Source organism: Pseudomonas sp. PS1(2021) (assembly GCF_020405165.1).
Taxonomy (GTDB): Bacteria; Pseudomonadota; Gammaproteobacteria; order Pseudomonadales; family Pseudomonadaceae; genus Pseudomonas; species Pseudomonas aeruginosa.
Genome location: NZ_CP084484.1, coordinates 3,516,348 through 3,534,761, shown reverse-complemented (window position 1 = coordinate 3,534,761; position 18,414 = coordinate 3,516,348). Strand labels below are relative to the sequence as shown.

The window sequence follows — 18,414 nt, the reverse complement described above, 5'->3', positions numbered from 1 at the left end:
GGACCTATTCTGGGATGAAATCGCCGGGAATTATCTCGCCATTTCGTCTCAGGTGCACGCTGCGGCCGAACATCAGTCCGGTCTTCACTTCGCCTTGCAGGCGGTAGCGGATCGGCTCCTCGGGACGCTCGAGGAGCTTGACGATGTATTTCATGTGGCGCCAGAGATTGGTTCGCACCGGCACGTCGAATACCTCGTGGCCGTGGGCGGGAACCGTGAACCACTGGCCGGACTCGCCTTCTGCGAGCTGGATGTCGTTCAGTTGCACGGCGTACTGCAGGCCGCGTACCGGCAGGCTGAAATCGTTGGGGTTGTCGATGCGGAAGCGCATCACGAACTCCTGTTCCAGCAAGCGTGCCTTGACCACTTCCACCTTCAGCAGCTTGACGTCGGGGTCTTCGAAGCTGCCGGTCATCCAGCTGCAGCCCGAGAGATGGGAGAGAACTCCCCACGCCATTATTAGGCTGATAATTCTTATCATTTGCGCCTGGTAATTCATGCTATTCCCCCCGAGACGCCCCAGTTTAACAAGCAGTGATTGTGCTGCAACTTATTGTTGTATAGAGGAAAGATGTTTCAGGTACAGGCCTGTGTCCATATGTTTCCCATAGCGCAGTCGGGGGAGCATGGAGAAGCGCGTACGCCCGTGCAAGTCTTCCCGTCGGCTGGCGTGACCGGCTCGGCTAACCTGAACGGACCCGCCGGCCGATTTGCCGGACCCAGTCACTCCACGCGTGGCTGTCGATGGGTACAATCGCTCGACGAAACGCCAGGGCCGCCATGCCGAGCGGCCCTTCACTCGGAGAGATGCCAATGAGCCGCTTTGAAATCGCCTTTTCCGGCCAGTTGGTCGCCGGCGCCCGTCCCGAGGTGGTCAAGGCCAACCTGGCCAAGCTGTTCCAGGCCGACGCGCAGCGTATCGAACTGCTGTTCTCCGGCCGCCGGGTGGTGATCAAGAACAACCTCGATGCCGCCTCCGCGGAAAAATACCGCAGCGTGCTGGAGCGAGCGGGAGCGATCGCCGTGGTCGCCGAGCTGGAGGTCGAGGAGGTGGTCATGGCGCCGCCGCCTGCGCAGACGACTCCCGTGGAGGCCCCGCAGACCCGCGCCGCTACTGGTACCAGCGCGCCCGCCGGACGCTTGCAGGTAGCGCCGCGGGACGGCTACATGGCGGCGTTCGCCGAGGTCGATGCGCCGGATTTCGGCCTGGCTCCGGTAGGCGCCGACCTACAGGACGCCAAGGCCGAAGCCGAGGCGCCGAAACTCGACCTGAGCCGCTTCAGCGTCGCCCCGGTCGGTAGCGACATGGGCCAGGCACGCTCCGAGCCAGCGGCTCCGGCTCCGGACACCAGCCACCTGCGCCTGCAGGACTGAGGCGGGCAGTGGCCTGCGACAAGCCAGGGCGTGGGGCGGATAACCGCGTCGCGAGGCCGTGGCATCGGGGACTGGCGAGGGGTTGGAGGAACGCGTCGGCCAGGGGGCAGGCGCTTGCTTCAGTGGTCGAAATCGTCCTGGTAGACGAACTTGGGCATTTCCCAGTGGAAGCGGATGGCCAGCAGGCGGAACAGGAAGCCGCTGAACAGGGTGATCAGCATCGCCTGCTCGGAAGGCAGTTCCAGCTCCACGCAGATCAGGTAGCACCAGGCGCTGGCGAAGGACACGCTGGCATAGAGTTCGCGGCGGAATATCAAGGGTACGTCGTTGCACAGGATGTCGCGGAGAATGCCGCCGAACACCCCGGTGATCACCCCGCTGATCGCCGCGATCAGCAGGCTGTGGCCCATTTCCAGGCTGACCTGGCAGCCGATCAGGGTGAAGGCCACCAGGCCAACCGCGTCGAGTACCAGGAACAGCGAGCGCAGGTGGCGCATCAGCGGCGCGATGAACACTGTCACCAGCGCGGCGACTGCGGTCAGCGCCAGGTATTCCGGGTGACGGACCCAGGTCAGCGGGTAATGGCCCAGCAGCATGTCGCGTACCGAGCCGCCGCCCAGGGCGGTGACGCAGGCGATCAGCACCACGCCGAACAGGTCCATGCTGCGCCGGCCGGCCGACAGCGCACCGGTCATGGCTTCGGCGGTGATGGCGATGATGTAGAGCACGGTCAGCAGCATGGGGATGGGGCCCGGATGAAAAGGCTGCGCATTCTACCCGAGCGCTCGTCAACGCCCAAACCGCGCAGCCTGGCGCAGCATCTCAGGCGTGCATGCGCAACCAGAAGCGTTCCTGGCAGGCGTTGACGAAGTGCTTGTAGCGTGGGCTGATTTCCCGCCCGGCGGAATCCAGCACTTCGTAGCCGATCCAGCATTCCTCGCAGGCCCCGCTGCTCGGCAGGAGGTCGCGCTCGCAGTGTTGGCGCAGGCGCACGCCGTTGTCGAAACGGTAGAGCGCTTCGCAGCTGTGGATCTCGACGCCGTCCTCGCAGCGCTGTTGCTCTTCGACCTGCGCATCGCTTATCGAGACCGGCGAGGGCAGGGCATGGATGGCGCGGATATAGCTGGCGAGCGAATGCATCAGGTGATCCACGGACCGCAGCATTTCTTCAGCTTGCCGCCGGCGCCGCAGGGGCAGGGATCGTTGCGGCCGAGTTTCAGGGCCACGGTCGGATCGAGGAAGTACCAGCGACCGTTGCGCTGGACGAAGCCGGAACATTCGCGATGGGCATGTTCCCCGTCGGCGTCGTGCCAGCGCGCGACGAAGGTGACTCGCGCATGCTCCGGCTGGCCGCCGAGCACCTCGTGGTTTTCCACCTCCAGACCGAGCCAGGTGCTGCCGTGGCTCCAGGCGCGGATGCCGTCGAGATCGAGGCCGGCCTGTTGCGCCGGCAGCGTGGTGTCGCGCAGATAGTCCACCAGTCCGAGGGCGTAGGCGCTGTAGCGCGAGCGCATCAGGGCTTCCGCGGTAGGCGCGGGATGTCCCTGGTGATAGCGGCCGCAGCAATCGTCGAGCGGGTCGCCGCTGCCGCAGGGGCAGGAGGGTTGGGTCATGGTTACCACCAGTACTTGCCGAAGTTTTCCGGGTTGGCCCAGAACTTGGCGTTCAGCCAATCGGGGACCTGCTTGTATTCGTACAGGTCGTAGGTGTACAGGGTCAGCGTCTGGCCTTCGCGCTGGAAGCGTTCGCTGTTCTGCATGGCGAGGGCGAAGAAGTCGGTTTCCTGCCAGTCGCTGGCCTCGAGGTCGACCAGTACGGCGACCCGGCTGGCGTTCAGGTTGCGCACGCCCGCGAGCAACTGCAGACCGGTGCGCTGCGGCAGGTGTTCCAGGCAATCGACGAACAGCGCCAGGTCGAAGCGCTGGCCGGCCAGTTCGGCGGGCAATGCCGCCGCCGGGCTGTGCGCCAGTTGGCACTGGGGATGGTTGTGGATGAAGGCCTCCACCGCCGGCAGCCGGCTGGCGCCGACCAGCAGCAAGCGCTTCGGCGCGTAGCGGGCGAGCAACGCGGCCAGGGCCTGCTGCGGGGTGCGGGGAGAAATCGGTTCGCTCATGGGAAAACACTCTCCTGGGATTCGCCAAGACTAGCCTGAAGCGCCTGCATGGCCTAGTGCTGGCGCTTTTTTCGGCTGGGGTCTTTACTCCCTATTTGTCGGTTACAACCGATCCACGAGGAGAGTTCCAATGAGCATCACGAGGACCGCTTTACCCCTGATTCTGGTCAGCGGCTTGCTGACCGGTTGCGCAGGGTTGCAGAAAAGCGACTGGCCGACCTGTGCGGCGGTCGGTGGTGTTACCGGCGCCGGCCTGGGCGCGATCGAAAGCAGCAGCTGGGCCGGCTGGGGCGCCCTGATCGGCGGTGGCGTCGGTGCCGCCTATTGCTGGGTGCACGGTGCCGGCGAACAGGTCGCGCCGCCGCCTCCGCAGCCGGTCGAGGAAGTCGCGCCGCCGCCTCCCGTCGTCAAGGAAGAAACCATTGTCGTGCGCGACCTGCACTTCGCCTTCGATTCGTCGAAGGTGGACGCCGCCGACAGCGAGAAGCTCAACGGCATCGCCGAACGCCTGAAAGGCGAGGCGGCCAGTACGCGCCTGAGTATCACCGGGCATACCGACAGCGTCGGTTCCGATGCCTACAACCAGAAGCTGTCGGAACGGCGCGCGAATGCCGTTGCGAACTATCTGATTGATGCCGGGGTGCCTTCGAGCATCATCGTCGGCGTGCAGGGATTGGGCGAAAGCCAGCCGGTCGCCGACAACAAGACTCGCGAAGGGCGGGCCGAGAATCGCCGGGTGGAAATCCTCATCAAGCGCGAATGACGCAGGCGGCGCGGAGCAGAACGGGGGCGTCGAAGCCCCCGTTTTCGTTCATGGCTGGCGCCGCGGCGGGCTGGCGAGTATGTTCCCCCGCACACGATGTCTTGGGGGGAGTTCCATGAAAGCGTTTCTCGGGCTGGGCAAGCTCGTGACCCTGGTGTTCTGGGGCGCGGTGCTGGTCAATCTGCTGCATCCGTTCGCCTATCCGCTGAACTGGCTGTTGTCGATAGCCGGCGGCCTGATCCTGTTGATCCACCTGATCGAGATTCTCGTCCTCGGAGGACGCCTGAAAGCGCGCGCGCATCCCTGGCTGGATCGTCTCCAGGTCTTGCTGTTCGGGGTCTTCCACATGCTTGCGTTGCCGGCGTTGAGCCCGGCCAGCGAGTTACCGCAGGACAAGGAGGACGATCATGCGTAAGGCCATGCTCGGATTGTTCCTGGTCGTTCCCCTGGCCTGGGCTGGCGCCGCGTTTTCGGCCGAGGCGCCGCCGGCACGCCAGCAGGGTATCGGCGGAACCGTGAAGGTGCAGGCGAACTCGGTGATGCGCCTGCCCAAGCGGGCCCAGGAGCTGCGCCTGCGCAGAGTGGAGATCGGCGAGGATGCCGCCCTGCTGATTCCGCTGGAGGTCAGCGTCCTGCGCATCGAGGAACTGCACATGGCGAAGAACGCCCGGATCGGCGTGGCGCCAGGCGAGGAGCGAATCAGCATCGAAGTCGTCAGCGGCCGCCTGGCCGATGGCAGCATCATTTCCGCGCCCGGCGCGACCGGCACCTTCCGGCAAAGCGCCGGTAACGGCCGCGACCTGACCTTGCGCCTGCAGGCGGTGGAGGTGGAAAGCCTGCTGCTGGACGCCCGCGGTGGCGTCGGCGCTCCAGGCTACGATGGCCTGGACGGGGCTTCCGGCAAGGCCTCCGGCTGCCTCTGGGGCAGCGCGCTGAAAGGTGGCGACGGCCAATCCGGAAGCGACGGCGGTCCGGGCGGGGCGGGCGGTCGGATTCGTCTGGAAGTGCCGGGCGATTTTCCTCTGGAGCGCTTGCAAACCCGTCTGCAAGGCGGCGTCGGCGGCGCTGGAGGCAAGGCCGGCAAACCGGGTGCGGCGGATAACGCCACCGGTTGCTGGATCTACTCGGTGGATGCCGGTCGTGCGGGGCGCAGCGGAGAGGACGGCGCGAACGGCACCAACGGCAGCGACGGCAGCCTGGACGTCGTGCGCTTCTGAGGAGAGGCCGGCAGCACGGCTTCCGGCGCATCGCCGGTTCAGAGGCTCGGGCGTGCCGCTACCAGGGCTATCAGCAACAGGCCGAGGAGCAGGTTGAAGCCGACGGTGCGGCGGATCTTCCCCAGCGCCTGCCCGCCTGCCGGCCAGTCCTGGGCCTGCACCGCGCGGCGCAGTTCCGGCACTTGCAGCGCCTGCACCCGCAGGAACAGTGCCAGCATGGCGACGTAGAGCCCCATCATTACCTGTACGTAGCGCGGCGCGCCGGCGAAACCGTTGAAGCTCAGGTGCAGCATGCCGACGCCGCTGATCGGCAGCAGGATCACCGCAGCCCAGACCCAATGGAAGAAACGGCGGAACACCTCCAGCCACAGGCCCAGGCGGGCTGGGGCCTCCAGCGCGGCGACGGCCGCCGGACGAAGAATCGTCCAGGCGAAGAACATGCCTCCGACCCAGACCAGGGCGGCCAGGACATGCAGGGCGTAGACGAGGGCGTAGGGGGGCATTCGGCGATCTCCGCTGGCGGTTGTGACGAAGCGCGTTATCATAGCCGCCCTGTCGAACCACTGAAAATTTATCCAGCTATGGCGCGCCGGCGGATTCGTCTTCCGCTGCGCGCCGGGCCCAGGAATTCCATGCTCAGCGCCGAACTCAAGTCCCAGATCCAGGGTGCCTACACCCGCTTTCTCGAAGCCAAGGAGCTGAAGCCTCGCTATGGCCAGCGCCTGATGATCGCCGAAGTGGCCAAGGCCCTCGGCGCGATCAAGGAGGACGAGGAGGGGCACCGCGAGGGCGAGCCGGCGGTGGTCGCGGTGGAGGCCGGAACCGGTACCGGCAAGACCGTGGCCTACAGCCTGGCGGCGATCGCCTGCGCCAAGGCCAGTGGCAAGCGCCTTGTGATAGCCACCGCGACCGTCGCCCTGCAGGAGCAGATCGTCCACAAGGATCTTCCCGACCTGCTGCGCAACAGCGGGCTGGCCTTCAGCTTCGCCCTGGCCAAGGGCCGCGGGCGCTACCTGTGCCTGTCCAAGCTCGACGTGCTGCTGCAGGAAGGCCAGGCGCAGAGCGCGACGGCGCAACTGTTCGCCGACGACGGTTTCAACATCGATGTCGACGAGACCAGCAGCAAGCTGTTCAACCAGATGATCGAACGCCTGGCCGGCAACCGCTGGGACGGCGACCGCGACAGCTGGCCGGAGGCGATCGACGACGCGCATTGGGCGCAGCTCACCACCGATCACAGCCAGTGCACCAACCGACATTGCCCGAACTTCCAGCAGTGCGCCTTCTACAAGGCGCGCGAAGGGATGACCAAGGTCGACGTGATCGTCACCAACCACGACCTGGTCCTGGCTGACCTGGCCCTGGGCGGCGGCGCCATCCTGCCCGATCCGCGCGAGACCCTCTACGTGTTCGACGAGGGCCATCACCTGCCGGACAAGGCGATTGGCCATTTCGCCCATTTCACCCGCCTGCGCGCTACCGCCGACTGGCTGGAGCAGGTCGCCAAGAACCTCACCAAGCTGCTCGCCCAGCACCCGCTGCCGGGCGACCTCGGCCGCCTGATCGAACAGGTGCCGGAGCTGGCCCGGGAGATCAAGACCCAGCAGCAGTTCATGTTCACCGCCTGCGAAGAGATCGGCGATTTCCGCGCCGGCGAGGACATGGAAGGTCGCGAGCGGCCGCGTCACCGTTTCGTCGGCGGGGTGGTCCCCGAGCATATCCGCGAGATGGGCATCGAGCTGAAGAAAGGCTTCTCCAAGCTGACCGACCTGTTCACCCGCCTCACCGATATCCTCAAGGAGGCGATGGACGGCGAAGGCGCCGGCGGCATCGCCAGCCACCAGGCGGAGGAGTGGTACCCGCTGTTCGGTAGTCTTTTGGCGCGCGCCCAGGGCAACTGGGAACTGTGGACCGCCTTCACCTGCGAGGACCCGCAGGACAGCCCGCCGATGGCGCGCTGGCTGACCCTCGCCGAGAGCGGCAGCTTCTACGACATCGAAGCCAACGCCAGCCCGATCCTCGCCGCCGAGACCCTGCGCCGCAACCTGTGGAACGTCGCCTATGGCGTGCTGGTGACCTCGGCGACCCTGACCGCGTTGGGCACCTTCGACCGCTACCGCATGCGCGCGGGCCTGCCGCGCAACGCGGTCACCGCGGTGGTGCCGAGCCCCTTCCACCATGCCGAGGCCGGGGTATTGCGGGTCCCCGACCTCAAGGCGGATCCGCGCAACGCCGCCGAGCACACCGCGGCGATCATTCGCGAGCTGCCGGAACTGGTGAAGGGCGCGCGCGGCAGCCTGGTGCTGTTCTCCTCGCGCAAGCAGATGCAGGAAGTCTTCGACGGTCTCGACCGCGACTGGCGCAAGCGGGTGTTCATCCAGGGCAACCTGTCCAAGCAGGAAACCCTGAACAAGCACAAGTCGCGAGTCGACGACGGCGAGGACAGCGTGCTCTTCGGCCTCGCCAGTTTCGCCGAAGGCGTGGACCTGCCGGGGGCCTATTGCGAACACGTGGTGATCGCCAAGATTCCCTTCGCGGTACCCGACGACCCGGTGGAGGCGGCGCTGGCCGAGTGGATCGAGGCGCGCGGCGGCAATCCGTTCATGGAGATCGCCGTGCCAGACGCCTCGCTGCGGTTGGTCCAGGCCTGCGGGCGGCTGCTGCGCACCGAGCAGGACCGCGGCACCATCACCCTGCTGGACCGCCGCGTGGTCACCCAGCGCTACGGCAAGGCTATCCTCAATGCATTGCCGCCGTTCCGCCGGGAAATCGCCTGACGCGCTGGCCTGCGCGGGAGGGCGCCAGCCTTCACGTCCGAGCCGCATCAGGAATTCCCGGCATTTGCCCAGGCCGGGATGGAGTTAAGGAAAACAGGCTTCATGATCCGTTCGCGTTGGCATCTTCCCCTGCTTCTCGGCCTGCTCGCGGTGGCCACGCCGCTGGCGGCGAGCGACATCCAGCAGGTACTGTTCAACTTCGTCAAGCCAATGGCCGTGGTCGGCATCACCCTTGAGGATGCCGACCTGCCCAGCGCGACGGCGGAGGCCACCCCGGAGGGCGACATTCTCCGTCGCGTCACCTTCAGCCCGGCGCAACGGCCCACCTTGCGCATGAGTCCGGCGCTGGGCCGTTGGGACTGGTCCGCAGCGGACTACGTGAGCCTGCGCATCCAGAACGCGATGAGCTGGGACATGACCCTGGAGGTCGCGATCGAGGGCGAGCAGGGCGCGCCGGGGCTGCAGGCATCCATCGAGCTACCGGCAGGCCCGCCGCAGACCCTGCTGGTGCCGTTGCGGGCGGTTTCGCCAGAGGCTCTGGGCATGCGTGCGGGGCCGCCGATGCCACAGATGGTCGAAGGCCAGCGGGTGCTGCTGGCGCCACGCGTGGAGGGCTCGCTGGACCGCGCCAGGGTCGGAGCGCTGAGCCTGTCCCTGCGCTCGCCGCAAGCTCCCCAGAGTATCCTGCTCGGACGTTTCGGCATACGCACAGGGAGGGCGGTGGAGCGGAGCATCCTGACCGGCCTGATCGATTGCTATGGCCAGTACAGCCGCGCCGACTGGCCGGAAAAGATTCGTTCCGACGAACAGTTGCGCAGCGCCTATGCGGCCGAGGCCGCACAGCTCCGCGACTGGGAACGGCAGACACCGGCGCGCGACCGTTTCGGCGGCCTGCTGGGTGGGCCGGTGTTCGAAGCCAGCGGTTTCTTCCGCACGGAAAAACGTGGCGGGCGCTGGTGGCTGGTTACTCCGGAAGGACATCCGTTCTGGTCGCTGGGCGTTAATGCGGTGACCGCCGACGGCAGCCGGACCTACGTCGAAGGACGCGAGCCGATGTTCGCCGAACTGCCGGCGGAGGGTGAGCCGCTGGCCGCATTCTTCGGTGAGGGCGACGACCGCCGCGGCGTCGCCGCGCAGGCCGGGCGGCGCTTCGGGCATGGTCGCTGGTTCGATTTCCTCGGTGCCAATCGCCAGCGCATCGCTCCCCAGGCGAGTGCTGACCAGCTCGCCGGCGAATGGCGCCAGCGCACCCTGGAGCGCCTCTCGGCATGGGGTTTCAACAGCCTCGGCAACTGGAGCGATCCGGCGCTCGCCGCACAGACGCGGATGCCCTACAGCCTGCCGCTGTCGATCGCCGGCGACTACGCCACGGTCAGCAGCGGTTTCGACTGGTGGGGAGCCATGCCCGATCCCTTCGACCCGCGCTTCGCCATGGCCGCCGAGCGCGTCATCGCCATCGCTGCTCGCGACCACCGCGACGATCCCTGGCTGCTCGGCTACTACGCCGACAACGAACTGGCCTGGGCCGGGCGCGACGGCTCGGCCCAGGCGCGCTACGGCCTCGCTTTCGGAGCCTTGACGCTGTCCATGGACAGTCCGGCGAAGCGCGCCTTCGTCAAGCAATTGAAAGCCAAGTACCTGGGCCATGAGGCATTGGCCGAGGCCTGGGGCATCGAGCTGGCCGCCTGGGAGGCCCTGGAGGCGCCGGGCTACGCGGCTCCGCTGCCGGGCGAGGGGCATCCGGCCATCGCCGAGGACTACAGCGCCTTCCTCCGGCTGTATGCCGACGCTTACTTCAAGACCCTGCGCGACGCCCTGCAATGGCACGCACCGAACCACCTCCTGCTCGGCGGCCGCTTCGCCGTCAGCACTCCCGAGGCGATCACCTCCTGCGCCCGGTATTGCGACCTCCTCAGTTTCAACCTCTATACGCCGTTGCCCGGGCAGGGCCTGGACGACTCCCTGCTGGCGCGGCTGGACAAGCCGGTGCTGATCAGCGAGTTCCACTTCGGCTCGCGGGATCGCGGTCCGTTCTGGGGTGGTGTCAGCGAGGCGGCCAATGAGCGGGCGCGCGGCGACTCCTACCGAACGTTCCTGGAGGCGGCGCTGAAGAGTCCGTATATCGTCGGCGCCCACTGGTTCCAGTACCTCGACCAACCGGCCAGCGGGCGTCTGCTGGACGGCGAGAACGGCCATATAGGCCTGGTCGGGATCACGGGCTTGCCGTTCGCCGGCTTCGTCGACACGGTGCGCCGAAGCAACCTTGCCGCCCTGTCGCGACTGTCGGCGATGGCCAGGTCCATGCCTGCCGTCGAGCCTCTGCCGCCGCGCGAGGATTCAGCCGGTTCATGAGCGCGCATTCACCGCCGCCCGCTTGCGGCGAACCCCTCTTATGTCAGGGTTCACAAGGCCGCCGAGGGCTGGAAGAATGCCCCGACCACTTTCCCACCGGAACTTGCCCATGACGCCCCAAGGCCACTGTGACAGCCGTTTCGCCCCGCTTGCCGAGGCCTTCGCCCGGCTTTTCGACAATCCGCAGGAGCGCGGCGCGGCGTTGTGCCTGGAGGTCGGTGGCGAGACGGTGGTCGACCTCTGGGGCGGCGTCGCGGACAAGGACGGCGAGCAGCCCTGGCAGCGCGACACCATCCTCAATCTGTTCTCCTGCACCAAGACCTTCACCGCCGTTGCCGTGCTGCAACTGGTGGCCGAGGGCAAGCTCGAACTGGACGCGCCGGTGGCACGCTACTGGCCCGAGTTCGCCGCGGCCGGCAAGGCAGCGATCAGCGTGCGCCAGTTGCTCTGCCATCGCGCCGGCCTGCCGGCGCTGCGCGAGCAGATGCCGGCCGAGGCACTCTACGACTGGCAGGCGATGACCACGGCACTGGCCGCCGAGGAGCCCTGGTGGACGCCTGGTGAAGCGCACGGCTATGCACCGATTACCTATGGCTGGCTGCTCGGCGAGGTGATCCGCCGGGTCGACGGCCGCGAGCCGGGCGAGGCCATCGTGGCGCGCACCGCGGCACCGCTGGGCCTGGATTTCCATGTCGGCCTGGACGACAGCCAGTTCGGCCGCGTCGCCCACATGGCACGGAGCAAGGGCAGCCTCGGCGACGCTGCCGCCCAGCGCATGCTGAAGACCATGATGAGCGAGCCATTGGCGCTGACCACCCGTGCCTTCACCAATCCGCCGTCGATCCTCACCAGCACCAACAAGCCGGAATGGCGACGCATGCAGCAGCCGGCCGCCAATGGCCATGGCAACGCGCGCGCGCTCGCCGGCTTCTATAGCGGCCTGTTGCGGGGACGTTTGCTGGAAGATGAACTGCTGGGCCAGTTGGCCCACGAACACGCGGTAGGCGAGGATCGGACCTTGCTGACCCGGACCCGCTTCGGCCTCGGCACCATGCTCGACCAACCGGGCGTGGCCAATGCGACCTACGGACTCGGCTCCAAGGCCTTCGGCCACCCTGGGGCGGGTGGCTCGATCGGCTTCGCCGATCCCGAGCGCGACCTGGCTTTTTCCTTTGTCAGCAACGCCTTGGGGCCGTATGTGCTGATGGATCCGCGGGCGCAGCAGCTGGCGCGTGTCGCGGGGGAGTGTCTGTAATCCGTTGGTTAACTTTTAACCGCTTGTCGGCTCGACGCTAAATTTCATTGCCAAATAATGGCTTAGCGACACAATCTAAAGCGTCGTATGAGATAGGGCGTTGCCGGGGCAGTGGATCGACTCCGGCATCGCTGCGATGTGACCGGCGGTTGAGCCGAATGTTCCATCGGGCTCGCCTTCTTTCACTTCCAACGGACCCCGACGTATGAAACTGCTTAAGACCTCGACGCTTCTTCTCTGCATGACCGCCTCCGGCTGCAGCTATTTCCAGACCCAGGACGCTTCCTCGCAGCCAGCCAAGGCTCCGGCCGAGCAGGCTTCCAGCCATTCATGGTGGCCGTTCGGCAAGGACGACGGACAGACCGTCGCCAAGCAGGCCACGGAACAGAAGGCCGAAGCCGAGCATGTCGGCTCCAGCCACTGGTGGTGGCCGTTCGGCAAGGACGAAGGCGGTCGGGACGTAGCCGCCAAGGCTGCGGAGCAGAAGGCCGAGATCGCCGCGGCGAAGAAAGAAGTCGCCGCCGCAGCCGAGCCGAAGGCCGCCAACCCCTGGTGGTGGCCGTTCGGCGCCAGCTCGGCGAGCAAGGCGTCGGGCAAGCCGGCACTGGTCCAGCAGAAGGTCACCAAGGAGTGGCTGGATGCCCATGAGAAAGCCCTGCGCGAAGCGATCGCCGGTAGCGAGTTCACCCTCGAACGCCGCGACAACGCATTGATCGTCATCGCCCCCGCCGACTACTCGTTCAATCCCAAGCGCCATACCATGCTGATGCCGATCACCCTCAACCCGCTGGGCAAGGTCGCCAAGATGGCCCAGGCCGATCCGCAGAGCGGTATTCTGGTACTCGGCCATACCGACAGCACCGGCAGCAAGGCGGTCAACGACAAGCTGAGCTTCGAGCGTGCCCAGTCGGTGGCGGCGATCTTCCGCCTCAGCGGCCTGAAAGGCGACCAGCTGCGCCTGAAGGGGGTCGGTTCCGACATGCCCCGCGCGGACAATGCCAGCGCCGCCGGCCGTGCCCAGAACCGTCGCGTCGAAGTGCTCTATACCCAGCGCGCCAGCCTGCTGTCCCTGGCCCAGGGCAACTGAGCCGAACCGGGGCAGGGCGCTTGGCGCCATTGTCCCGGATCAAGCGCGAGGCGGAGTCTGCGGTTAAGCTATGGCGCATTTCCCCCTGGAGATGCGCCATGACCCAGTCCCTGGCCGATATGCGCCGCGAGTACACCCGCGATGGCCTCAGCGAGGCCAACGCCCCTAGCGATCCCTTCAGCCTGTTCCGCCAGTGGTTCGACGACGCGGTGAAGACCGAGCGCCTGCCGGTCGAACCCAACGCCATGACCCTGGCCACCGTCGACGCCGACGGCTATCCGCATTGCCGTATCCTCCTGCTCAAGGGCCTCGACGAGCGCGGCTTCACCTTCTTCACCAACTACGAAAGCGCCAAGGGCCGGCAACTGGCGGCCAATCCGCGGGCGGCCATGACCTTCTTCTGGCCGGCGCTGGAGCGTCAGGTGCGCATCGAAGGCAGCGTCGAGAAGGTCACTCCCGAGGAATCCGACGCCTACTACCAGGTGCGTCCGCTGGGCAGTCGCCTGGGCGCCTGGGCCTCGCCGCAGAGCCGGGTCATCGCCGATCGCGCCGAGCTGGAACGGCTGCTCGCGGACACCGAGCGGCGTTTCGCCGACCAGCCGCCGAGCTGTCCCGAGCACTGGGGCGGCTACCGTCTCCTGCCGCAGCGCATCGAGTTCTGGCAGGGGCGGCCGAGCCGCCTGCACGACCGTCTCGACTATCGACGCCAGGACGGCGGCTGGTCGCGCGAACGCCTGGCGCCCTGAGTCCTCCATGTTCGAACTGGATTCGACGCTGGCGCAGCACATCGTCGATCGGGCGATGGCGATCCTGCCGCACAACATCAATGTGATGGATGCCCAGGGCATGATCATCGGCAGCGGCGATCCATCGCGCCTGCATACCCGCCACGAAGGGGCGCAACTGGTGCTGGCCAACCGGCGGGTGGTGGAAATCGACGAGCAGGCCGCCGCCTGCCTGCGCGGGGTGCGGCCAGGGGTGAACCTGCCGTTGCTGCACGCCGAGCGGCTGGTCGGCGTGCTCGGCATCACCGGCGCGCCGGAGGTGGTCCGGCCCTATGCCGAGCTGGTGCGGATGGCAGCGGAAATGCTCATGGAACAGCGCCAGATGCAGGACGAGCGACACTGGCAACGCCAGCGTCACGAAGCCTGGCTGCGCCAGTTGCTCGATCCCGGCCACGGCCTCGGGGCGCTGGCGGCCGATGCCGAACACCTGGGGCTGGCCATGCACTGGCCGCGCCAGGCGGTCTTCCTGGAGCTGCCCGAGCATGCCGATCCGCTGCCTTGCCAGGCTCGCCTGCTGGCGGCACTCGGCGGCCGGGCGGAGCACTGGAGCGCGGCGCTGGGCGAGCGCCTGGTGTTCTGGTGCCGGCCGGTAGCCCATGCAGATGCGCTCGAGCACTGGCTGGAGCGCGCCGACGCGCGCGGCTGGGGCGTGGCGCGCCTGTGTGCCGGCGACCCGGCGCACGACCTGGCCGAGCTGCGCGCCTCGGCCTGCGCCGCACGCGACCTGCTGGACTATGCGCGCAGCCGGTTGCCCGGTCGGCGGGTCGTGACCCTGGACGGACACCGCCTCGCCAGCCTGCTGTTCAGCCAGCGCGACAGTTGGCAGGTGCGGCAGCTGCTGGCGCCCTTGCAGCGGTTGCTCGACCACGATCCGCAAGGTTCGCTGGCCGCTACCCTGGAGTCCTGGTGCGCCCATGACGGGCACGCCCAGGCCTGTGCCCAGGCGCTGGGAATCCATCGCAACAGCCTGCGCTACCGACTGGAGCGCATCGCTTCGATCAGCGGGCTCGATCTCGCTCGCCTGGAGCACCGCCAGCAATTGTTGCTGGGGCTGCAATTGCTCGTTCCGCGCCGCGGGTAACGGGCGGATCAATCGATTCACTGTGCAGTCGCACAAAATGTTCCCCTTCCAGCGCCGTCTTCCTCTGGCCGTTGCACAAGGCGTGTCCGGTCCCGACGGAGCGAAAATGACCCGCCCCTGGGCGCCCATCCCACACCCATAACAACAAGGAGGCGGCTCATGACCCTGGTCCTGATCCTGCTGGCGTTGATCGCCTTTATCGTCCTGTCCACCACGCGACTCAAGCTGCACCCGTTCCTCGCCCTGCTGGCGGCCGCGCTGATCGCCGGCTTCGCCTACCAGGTACCCACGGCGGAAATCGTCAAGACCGTTACCGGCGGCTTCGGCAGCATCCTCGGCTACATCGGCATCGTCATCGTGCTCGGCACCATCATCGGGGTGATCCTCGAGCGCAGCGGTGCGGCGATCACCATGGCGGAAAGCGTGATCCGCCTGCTCGGCGAACGCTTCCCGACCCTGACCATGTCGATCATCGGCTACCTGGTGTCGATCCCGGTGTTCTGCGATTCCGGCTTCGTCATCCTCAACTCGCTGAAGAACGCCCTGGCGGCGCGGATGAAGATATCCACCATCGCCATGAGCGTGGCCCTGGCCACCGGTCTCTACGCCACCCACACCTTCGTGCCGCCGACCCCGGGACCGATCGCCGCGGCCGGCAACCTCGGCCTGGACGCCAGCCTTGGCCTGGTGATCGTGGTCGGCCTGGTGGTCGCCTTCGTCACCGCGATGGCCGGCATGTGGTGGGCCAATCGCTTCGTCGGCAAGGACATTCCCCTGGTCGACGACGGCCAGGTCGTCCAGACCGAAGAGGATTTCAGCGAGCTGCGTGCCCGCTACGGCAAGCTGCCCAGCGCGACCCAGGCGTTCGCGCCGATCTTCGTACCGATCCTGTTGATCTGCCTTGGCTCGGTCGCGGTATTCCCGAGCAAGCCGCTGGGCGAGGGCGTACTGTTCGCCTGCCTGAACTTCCTCGGTCAACCGGTGATCGCCCTGCTGGTCGGCCTGGCGCTGGCCTGCACCCTGCTCAAGGGCCAGAGCAAGCGCGAGGAATTCCATGAGCGCGTGGTGGAAGGCATCCAGTCGGCCGCGCCGATCCTGCTGATCACCGGCGCCGGCGGCGCCTTCGGTGCGATGCTGAAGATCACTCCGCTCGGCGACTACCTGGGCAGCACCCTGTCCGCGTTGGGCATCGGCCTGTTCATGCCGTTCGTGGTGGCGGCCGCGCTGAAGACCGCACAGGGCTCGACCACCGTGGCGCTGGTCACCACCTCGGCGCTGGTCGCTCCGCTGCTGCCGCAGCTCGGCCTGGACAGCGAGATGGGCCGGGTGCTGACGGTCATGGCGATCGGTGCCGGAGCGATGACGGTGTCCCACGCCAATGACAGCTTCTTCTGGGTGGTCACACAGTTCAGCCGCATGACCGTATCCACTGCCTATCGCGCCCAGACCCTGGCGACCCTGGTCCAGGGTATCGCCGGTATGCTCGCGGTATGGCTGCTCAGCCTTGTGCTGCTCTGATTGAAGCGGGGCCGGGGACTCCCGGCCCTGCGAGGTGACTGATGAAAATCGTGATTGCTCCTGATTCGTTCAAGGAAAGCCTGTCCGCGCCCGACGTCGCCGAGGCTATCGCCCGCGGCTGGCGGCGAGTCTTCCCGCAGGCCGAGGTGTTGCTGCGGCCACTGGCGGACGGCGGCGAAGGCACGGTCGATGCGGTACTCGCCGCCACCGCCGGCGAACGTCGCGAATGCCGTGTCGAAGGCCCGCTCGGTGAGCCGACCCTGGCGCACTGGGGCTGGCTGGACGACGCCACCGCAGTGATCGAAATGGCTTCCGCCAGCGGCTTGCACCTGGTCCCGCGCGACCGCCGCGACGCCACGCGCAGCAGCAGCCGTGGCACTGGCGAGCTGATCCGTGCGGCGCTGGACGCCGGGGCGCGGAAGATTATCCTCGGCCTCGGCGGCAGCGCTACCAACGATGCCGGCGCCGGCCTGCTGGGCGCGCTCGGCGTGCGTTTCCTGGCTGCCGACGGCGAGGAACTGGCGCCCGGCGGCGCCGCGCTGGCTGGCCTGCACAGTCTCGACCTGGGCGGGCTGGATCCGCGCCTGGTGGATGTCGCGGTGGAAGTCGCCGCAGACGTCGACAACCCGCTATGCGGGCCGCGCGGCGCGTCGGCGGTGTTCGGTCCGCAGAAGGGCGCCAGCGCCGAACAGGTGGCGCAACTGGATGCCGCCCTGGCGCACTTCGCCAAGGTGGTCGCGGCGACCCTTGGCGAGGACTTCAGCCGGGTGCCGGGCGTCGGCGCCGCCGGCGGCCTGGGTTTCGCCGCGAGGGCATTCCTCCGCGCGCGTTTCCGCCCAGGCATCGAACTGGTGGCGGAGCTGGCCGGGCTGGCCGATGCGCTGGTCGGTGCCGACCTGGTGCTGACCGGCGAGGGCCGCCTGGATGCGCAGAGCCTGCACGGCAAGACCCCGGTGGGCGTGGCGCGGATCGCGCGCCAGGCCGGCGTTCCCGTGGTAGCCCTGGCCGGCAGCCTGGGCGACGGCTACCAGCGCCTGCACGACGCCGGCATCGATGCGGCGTTCAGCCTGGCGCCGGGACCGATCAGCCTGGAGCAGGCCTGTGCCGGAGCGGCGGCGGAACTGGAGGCGCGCGCCGAGCAGATCGCCCGGCTCTGGCGCCTGGCTCAGGCTTCGCGGGAAGGGTAGTCGGCGGCGGCGCGCTCCAGCCAGGCCGGCAGGTCGCGCCGCTTCACCTTGCTGGCCTTGGCCTCGGCCAGTCGCTGTAACAGATAGTCACGCTTTTGCGGGTCGTCGCCGGCGAATGACAGCGCCAGGTCGCGGTCCATCCAGCGGCGGATGCGCCAGTAGATCCACCAGTGGAAATACAGGCCGGCGGCGGTGGTGACGACGATGATGAAATAGTCCATGGCTGTTCCTTCTGCGGGCGCTCACCCTAGCCGATCGGTCCCGCCGATGAAAGCGGGAGGGTTCGGTCGAAACTGAACGAACCTGTACCATTGCTGAATCGATTCGATTATCTCGCGCCGGCCAGGTGACAGGAGCGGCTGCGGGAGAGTCTAATATTCGTCAGTTATCCCTTTCGGAGATGCCGTTATGCGCAAGTCTGCCTTGATCGTTGCTTCCTTCACCGCCATGGCCCTGGCTCTTGGCGGCTGCCAATCCAGCCTCACCGGCGATACCTACAGCCGTGAGGAAGCCCGTACCGTGCAGACTGTACGCATGGGCACCATCCAGGCCTTGCGCCCGGTCAAGATCGAAGGCACCAAGACCCCGATCGGTTCCATCGCCGGTGCCGGCGTCGGCGGTGTCGCCGGCAGCGCGGTGGGCGGCGGCAAGGGCAGCTACGTCGCGGCCATCATCGGCGCGGTCGCTGGCGGCCTGCTGGGCGCGGCTACCGAAGAAGGCCTGACGCGCACCCAGGGCGTCGAGATCACCGTGCGCGAAGACGACGGCAGCACCCGCGCCTATGTCCAGCAGGTCGACCAGGGCCAGATCTTCCGCGTCGGCGAGCGCGTGCGCATCCTGACCGTCAACGGCACCAGCCGCGTCGCCCACTGATTCTTCCCACGTTATCCCGCGGCCGGCATTTC

20 protein-coding genes are annotated in these 18,414 nt (G+C 67.3%); 13 read left to right on the top strand and 7 right to left on the bottom strand.

What is annotated here, in order from left to right:
- Positions 1-4: 4 nt before the first annotated feature.
- Complete coding sequence (locus LE197_RS16895) at positions 5-499, bottom strand: LEA type 2 family protein (protein WP_003081986.1); 495 nt, start codon at positions 497-499, stop codon at positions 5-7.
- Between the two features lie 314 nt (positions 500-813).
- Here LE197_RS16895 and LE197_RS16890 point away from each other — a divergent pair, with 314 nt between their 5' ends.
- Positions 814-1,374, top strand: a complete 561-nt coding sequence (locus LE197_RS16890) for a hypothetical protein (RefSeq protein ID WP_226034084.1) — start codon at positions 814-816, stop codon at positions 1,372-1,374.
- 119 nt (positions 1,375-1,493) lie between these two features.
- Here LE197_RS16890 and LE197_RS16885 read toward each other — a convergent pair whose 3' ends face one another.
- The 4 genes from LE197_RS16885 to LE197_RS16870 all read right to left on the bottom strand — a co-directional run bounded on the left by LE197_RS16885 (position 1,494) and on the right by LE197_RS16870 (position 3,487).
- On the bottom strand, positions 1,494-2,114 hold the full coding sequence (locus LE197_RS16885; RefSeq protein WP_003081997.1) for a trimeric intracellular cation channel family protein: 621 nt from the start codon (positions 2,112-2,114) through the stop codon (positions 1,494-1,496).
- A gap of 82 nt (positions 2,115-2,196) precedes the next feature.
- Entirely contained in the window at positions 2,197-2,514 is a 318-nt protein-coding gene (locus LE197_RS16880) for a hypothetical protein (RefSeq protein WP_003086341.1), read from the bottom strand.
- Positions 2,514-2,987, bottom strand: a complete 474-nt coding sequence (locus LE197_RS16875; protein ID WP_003082003.1) for a YchJ family protein — start codon at positions 2,985-2,987, stop codon at positions 2,514-2,516. The genes LE197_RS16880 and LE197_RS16875 overlap by 1 nt, the downstream gene beginning before the upstream one ends.
- 2 nt (positions 2,988-2,989) lie before the next feature.
- Positions 2,990-3,487 carry a DUF6231 family protein gene (locus tag LE197_RS16870; RefSeq protein WP_003086343.1) on the bottom strand — a complete coding sequence of 166 codons (498 nt, stop codon included), beginning with the start codon at positions 3,485-3,487 and terminating at the stop codon, positions 2,990-2,992.
- Between the two features lie 130 nt (positions 3,488-3,617).
- On the opposite strand from LE197_RS16870, the gene LE197_RS16865 reads away from it, so the two are divergent.
- From LE197_RS16865 to LE197_RS16855, 3 genes are all read left to right on the top strand, one after another.
- Positions 3,618-4,250, top strand: coding sequence for an OmpA family protein (locus LE197_RS16865; RefSeq protein WP_003082015.1), 633 nt, complete (start codon positions 3,618-3,620; stop codon positions 4,248-4,250).
- A gap of 115 nt (positions 4,251-4,365) precedes the next feature.
- Positions 4,366-4,665 carry a DUF1145 domain-containing protein gene (locus tag LE197_RS16860; protein ID WP_003082018.1) on the top strand — a complete coding sequence of 100 codons (300 nt, stop codon included), beginning with the start codon at positions 4,366-4,368 and terminating at the stop codon, positions 4,663-4,665.
- Positions 4,658-5,467, top strand: coding sequence for a hypothetical protein (locus LE197_RS16855; protein ID WP_003082021.1), 810 nt, complete (start codon positions 4,658-4,660; stop codon positions 5,465-5,467). The genes LE197_RS16860 and LE197_RS16855 overlap by 8 nt, the downstream gene beginning before the upstream one ends.
- A gap of 38 nt (positions 5,468-5,505) precedes the next feature.
- On the opposite strand, the gene LE197_RS16850 is transcribed toward LE197_RS16855, so the two are convergent.
- Positions 5,506-5,970: a CopD family protein gene (locus LE197_RS16850; RefSeq protein WP_004348547.1), complete on the bottom strand. Its 465-nt coding sequence runs from the start codon at positions 5,968-5,970 to the stop codon at positions 5,506-5,508.
- Between the two features lie 129 nt (positions 5,971-6,099).
- On the opposite strand from LE197_RS16850, the gene dinG reads away from it, so the two are divergent.
- The 8 genes from dinG (at position 6,100) to LE197_RS16810 (ending at position 17,509) form a co-directional block, all read left to right on the top strand.
- Positions 6,100-8,244 carry an ATP-dependent DNA helicase DinG gene (dinG, locus tag LE197_RS16845; protein WP_003449010.1) on the top strand — a complete coding sequence of 715 codons (2,145 nt, stop codon included), beginning with the start codon at positions 6,100-6,102 and terminating at the stop codon, positions 8,242-8,244.
- Positions 8,245-8,322: 78 nt separating this feature from the next.
- Positions 8,323-10,596 (top strand): beta-agarase, encoded by a 2,274-nt coding sequence (locus LE197_RS16840; protein WP_073666633.1) that lies wholly within the window; start codon positions 8,323-8,325, stop codon positions 10,594-10,596.
- Positions 10,597-10,705: 109 nt separating this feature from the next.
- The gene (locus LE197_RS16835; protein WP_003159740.1) at positions 10,706-11,851 is read left to right on the top strand and encodes an EstA family serine hydrolase; all 1,146 of its coding nucleotides are present in this window, start codon (positions 10,706-10,708) and stop codon (positions 11,849-11,851) included.
- A 205-nt stretch (positions 11,852-12,056) separates the two neighbouring features.
- Positions 12,057-12,938: an OmpA family protein gene (locus tag LE197_RS16830; protein ID WP_003082037.1), complete on the top strand. Its 882-nt coding sequence runs from the start codon at positions 12,057-12,059 to the stop codon at positions 12,936-12,938.
- 98 nt (positions 12,939-13,036) lie between these two features.
- A complete protein-coding gene (pdxH, locus tag LE197_RS16825) occupies positions 13,037-13,684 on the top strand; it encodes a pyridoxamine 5'-phosphate oxidase (protein WP_003086357.1) in 648 nt (215 codons plus the stop codon).
- Positions 13,685-13,691: 7 nt separating this feature from the next.
- Positions 13,692-14,804: a CdaR family transcriptional regulator gene (locus LE197_RS16820; protein ID WP_003123179.1), complete on the top strand. Its 1,113-nt coding sequence runs from the start codon at positions 13,692-13,694 to the stop codon at positions 14,802-14,804.
- Between the two features lie 159 nt (positions 14,805-14,963).
- Positions 14,964-16,322: a GntP family permease gene (locus LE197_RS16815; protein ID WP_003086363.1), complete on the top strand. Its 1,359-nt coding sequence runs from the start codon at positions 14,964-14,966 to the stop codon at positions 16,320-16,322.
- Between the two features lie 41 nt (positions 16,323-16,363).
- Entirely contained in the window at positions 16,364-17,509 is a 1,146-nt protein-coding gene (locus LE197_RS16810) for a glycerate kinase (protein ID WP_003082051.1), read from the top strand.
- Here the strand turns inward: LE197_RS16810 and LE197_RS16805 are convergent.
- Positions 17,488-17,730: a hypothetical protein gene (locus tag LE197_RS16805; RefSeq protein ID WP_003082053.1), complete on the bottom strand. Its 243-nt coding sequence runs from the start codon at positions 17,728-17,730 to the stop codon at positions 17,488-17,490. The two genes, LE197_RS16810 and LE197_RS16805, sit on opposite strands and share 22 nt — an antisense overlap.
- Before the next feature lie 187 nt (positions 17,731-17,917).
- Here LE197_RS16805 and LE197_RS16800 point away from each other — a divergent pair, with 187 nt between their 5' ends.
- Positions 17,918-18,382: a glycine zipper 2TM domain-containing protein gene (locus LE197_RS16800; protein ID WP_003082056.1), complete on the top strand. Its 465-nt coding sequence runs from the start codon at positions 17,918-17,920 to the stop codon at positions 18,380-18,382.
- Positions 18,383-18,414 lie beyond the last annotated feature (32 nt).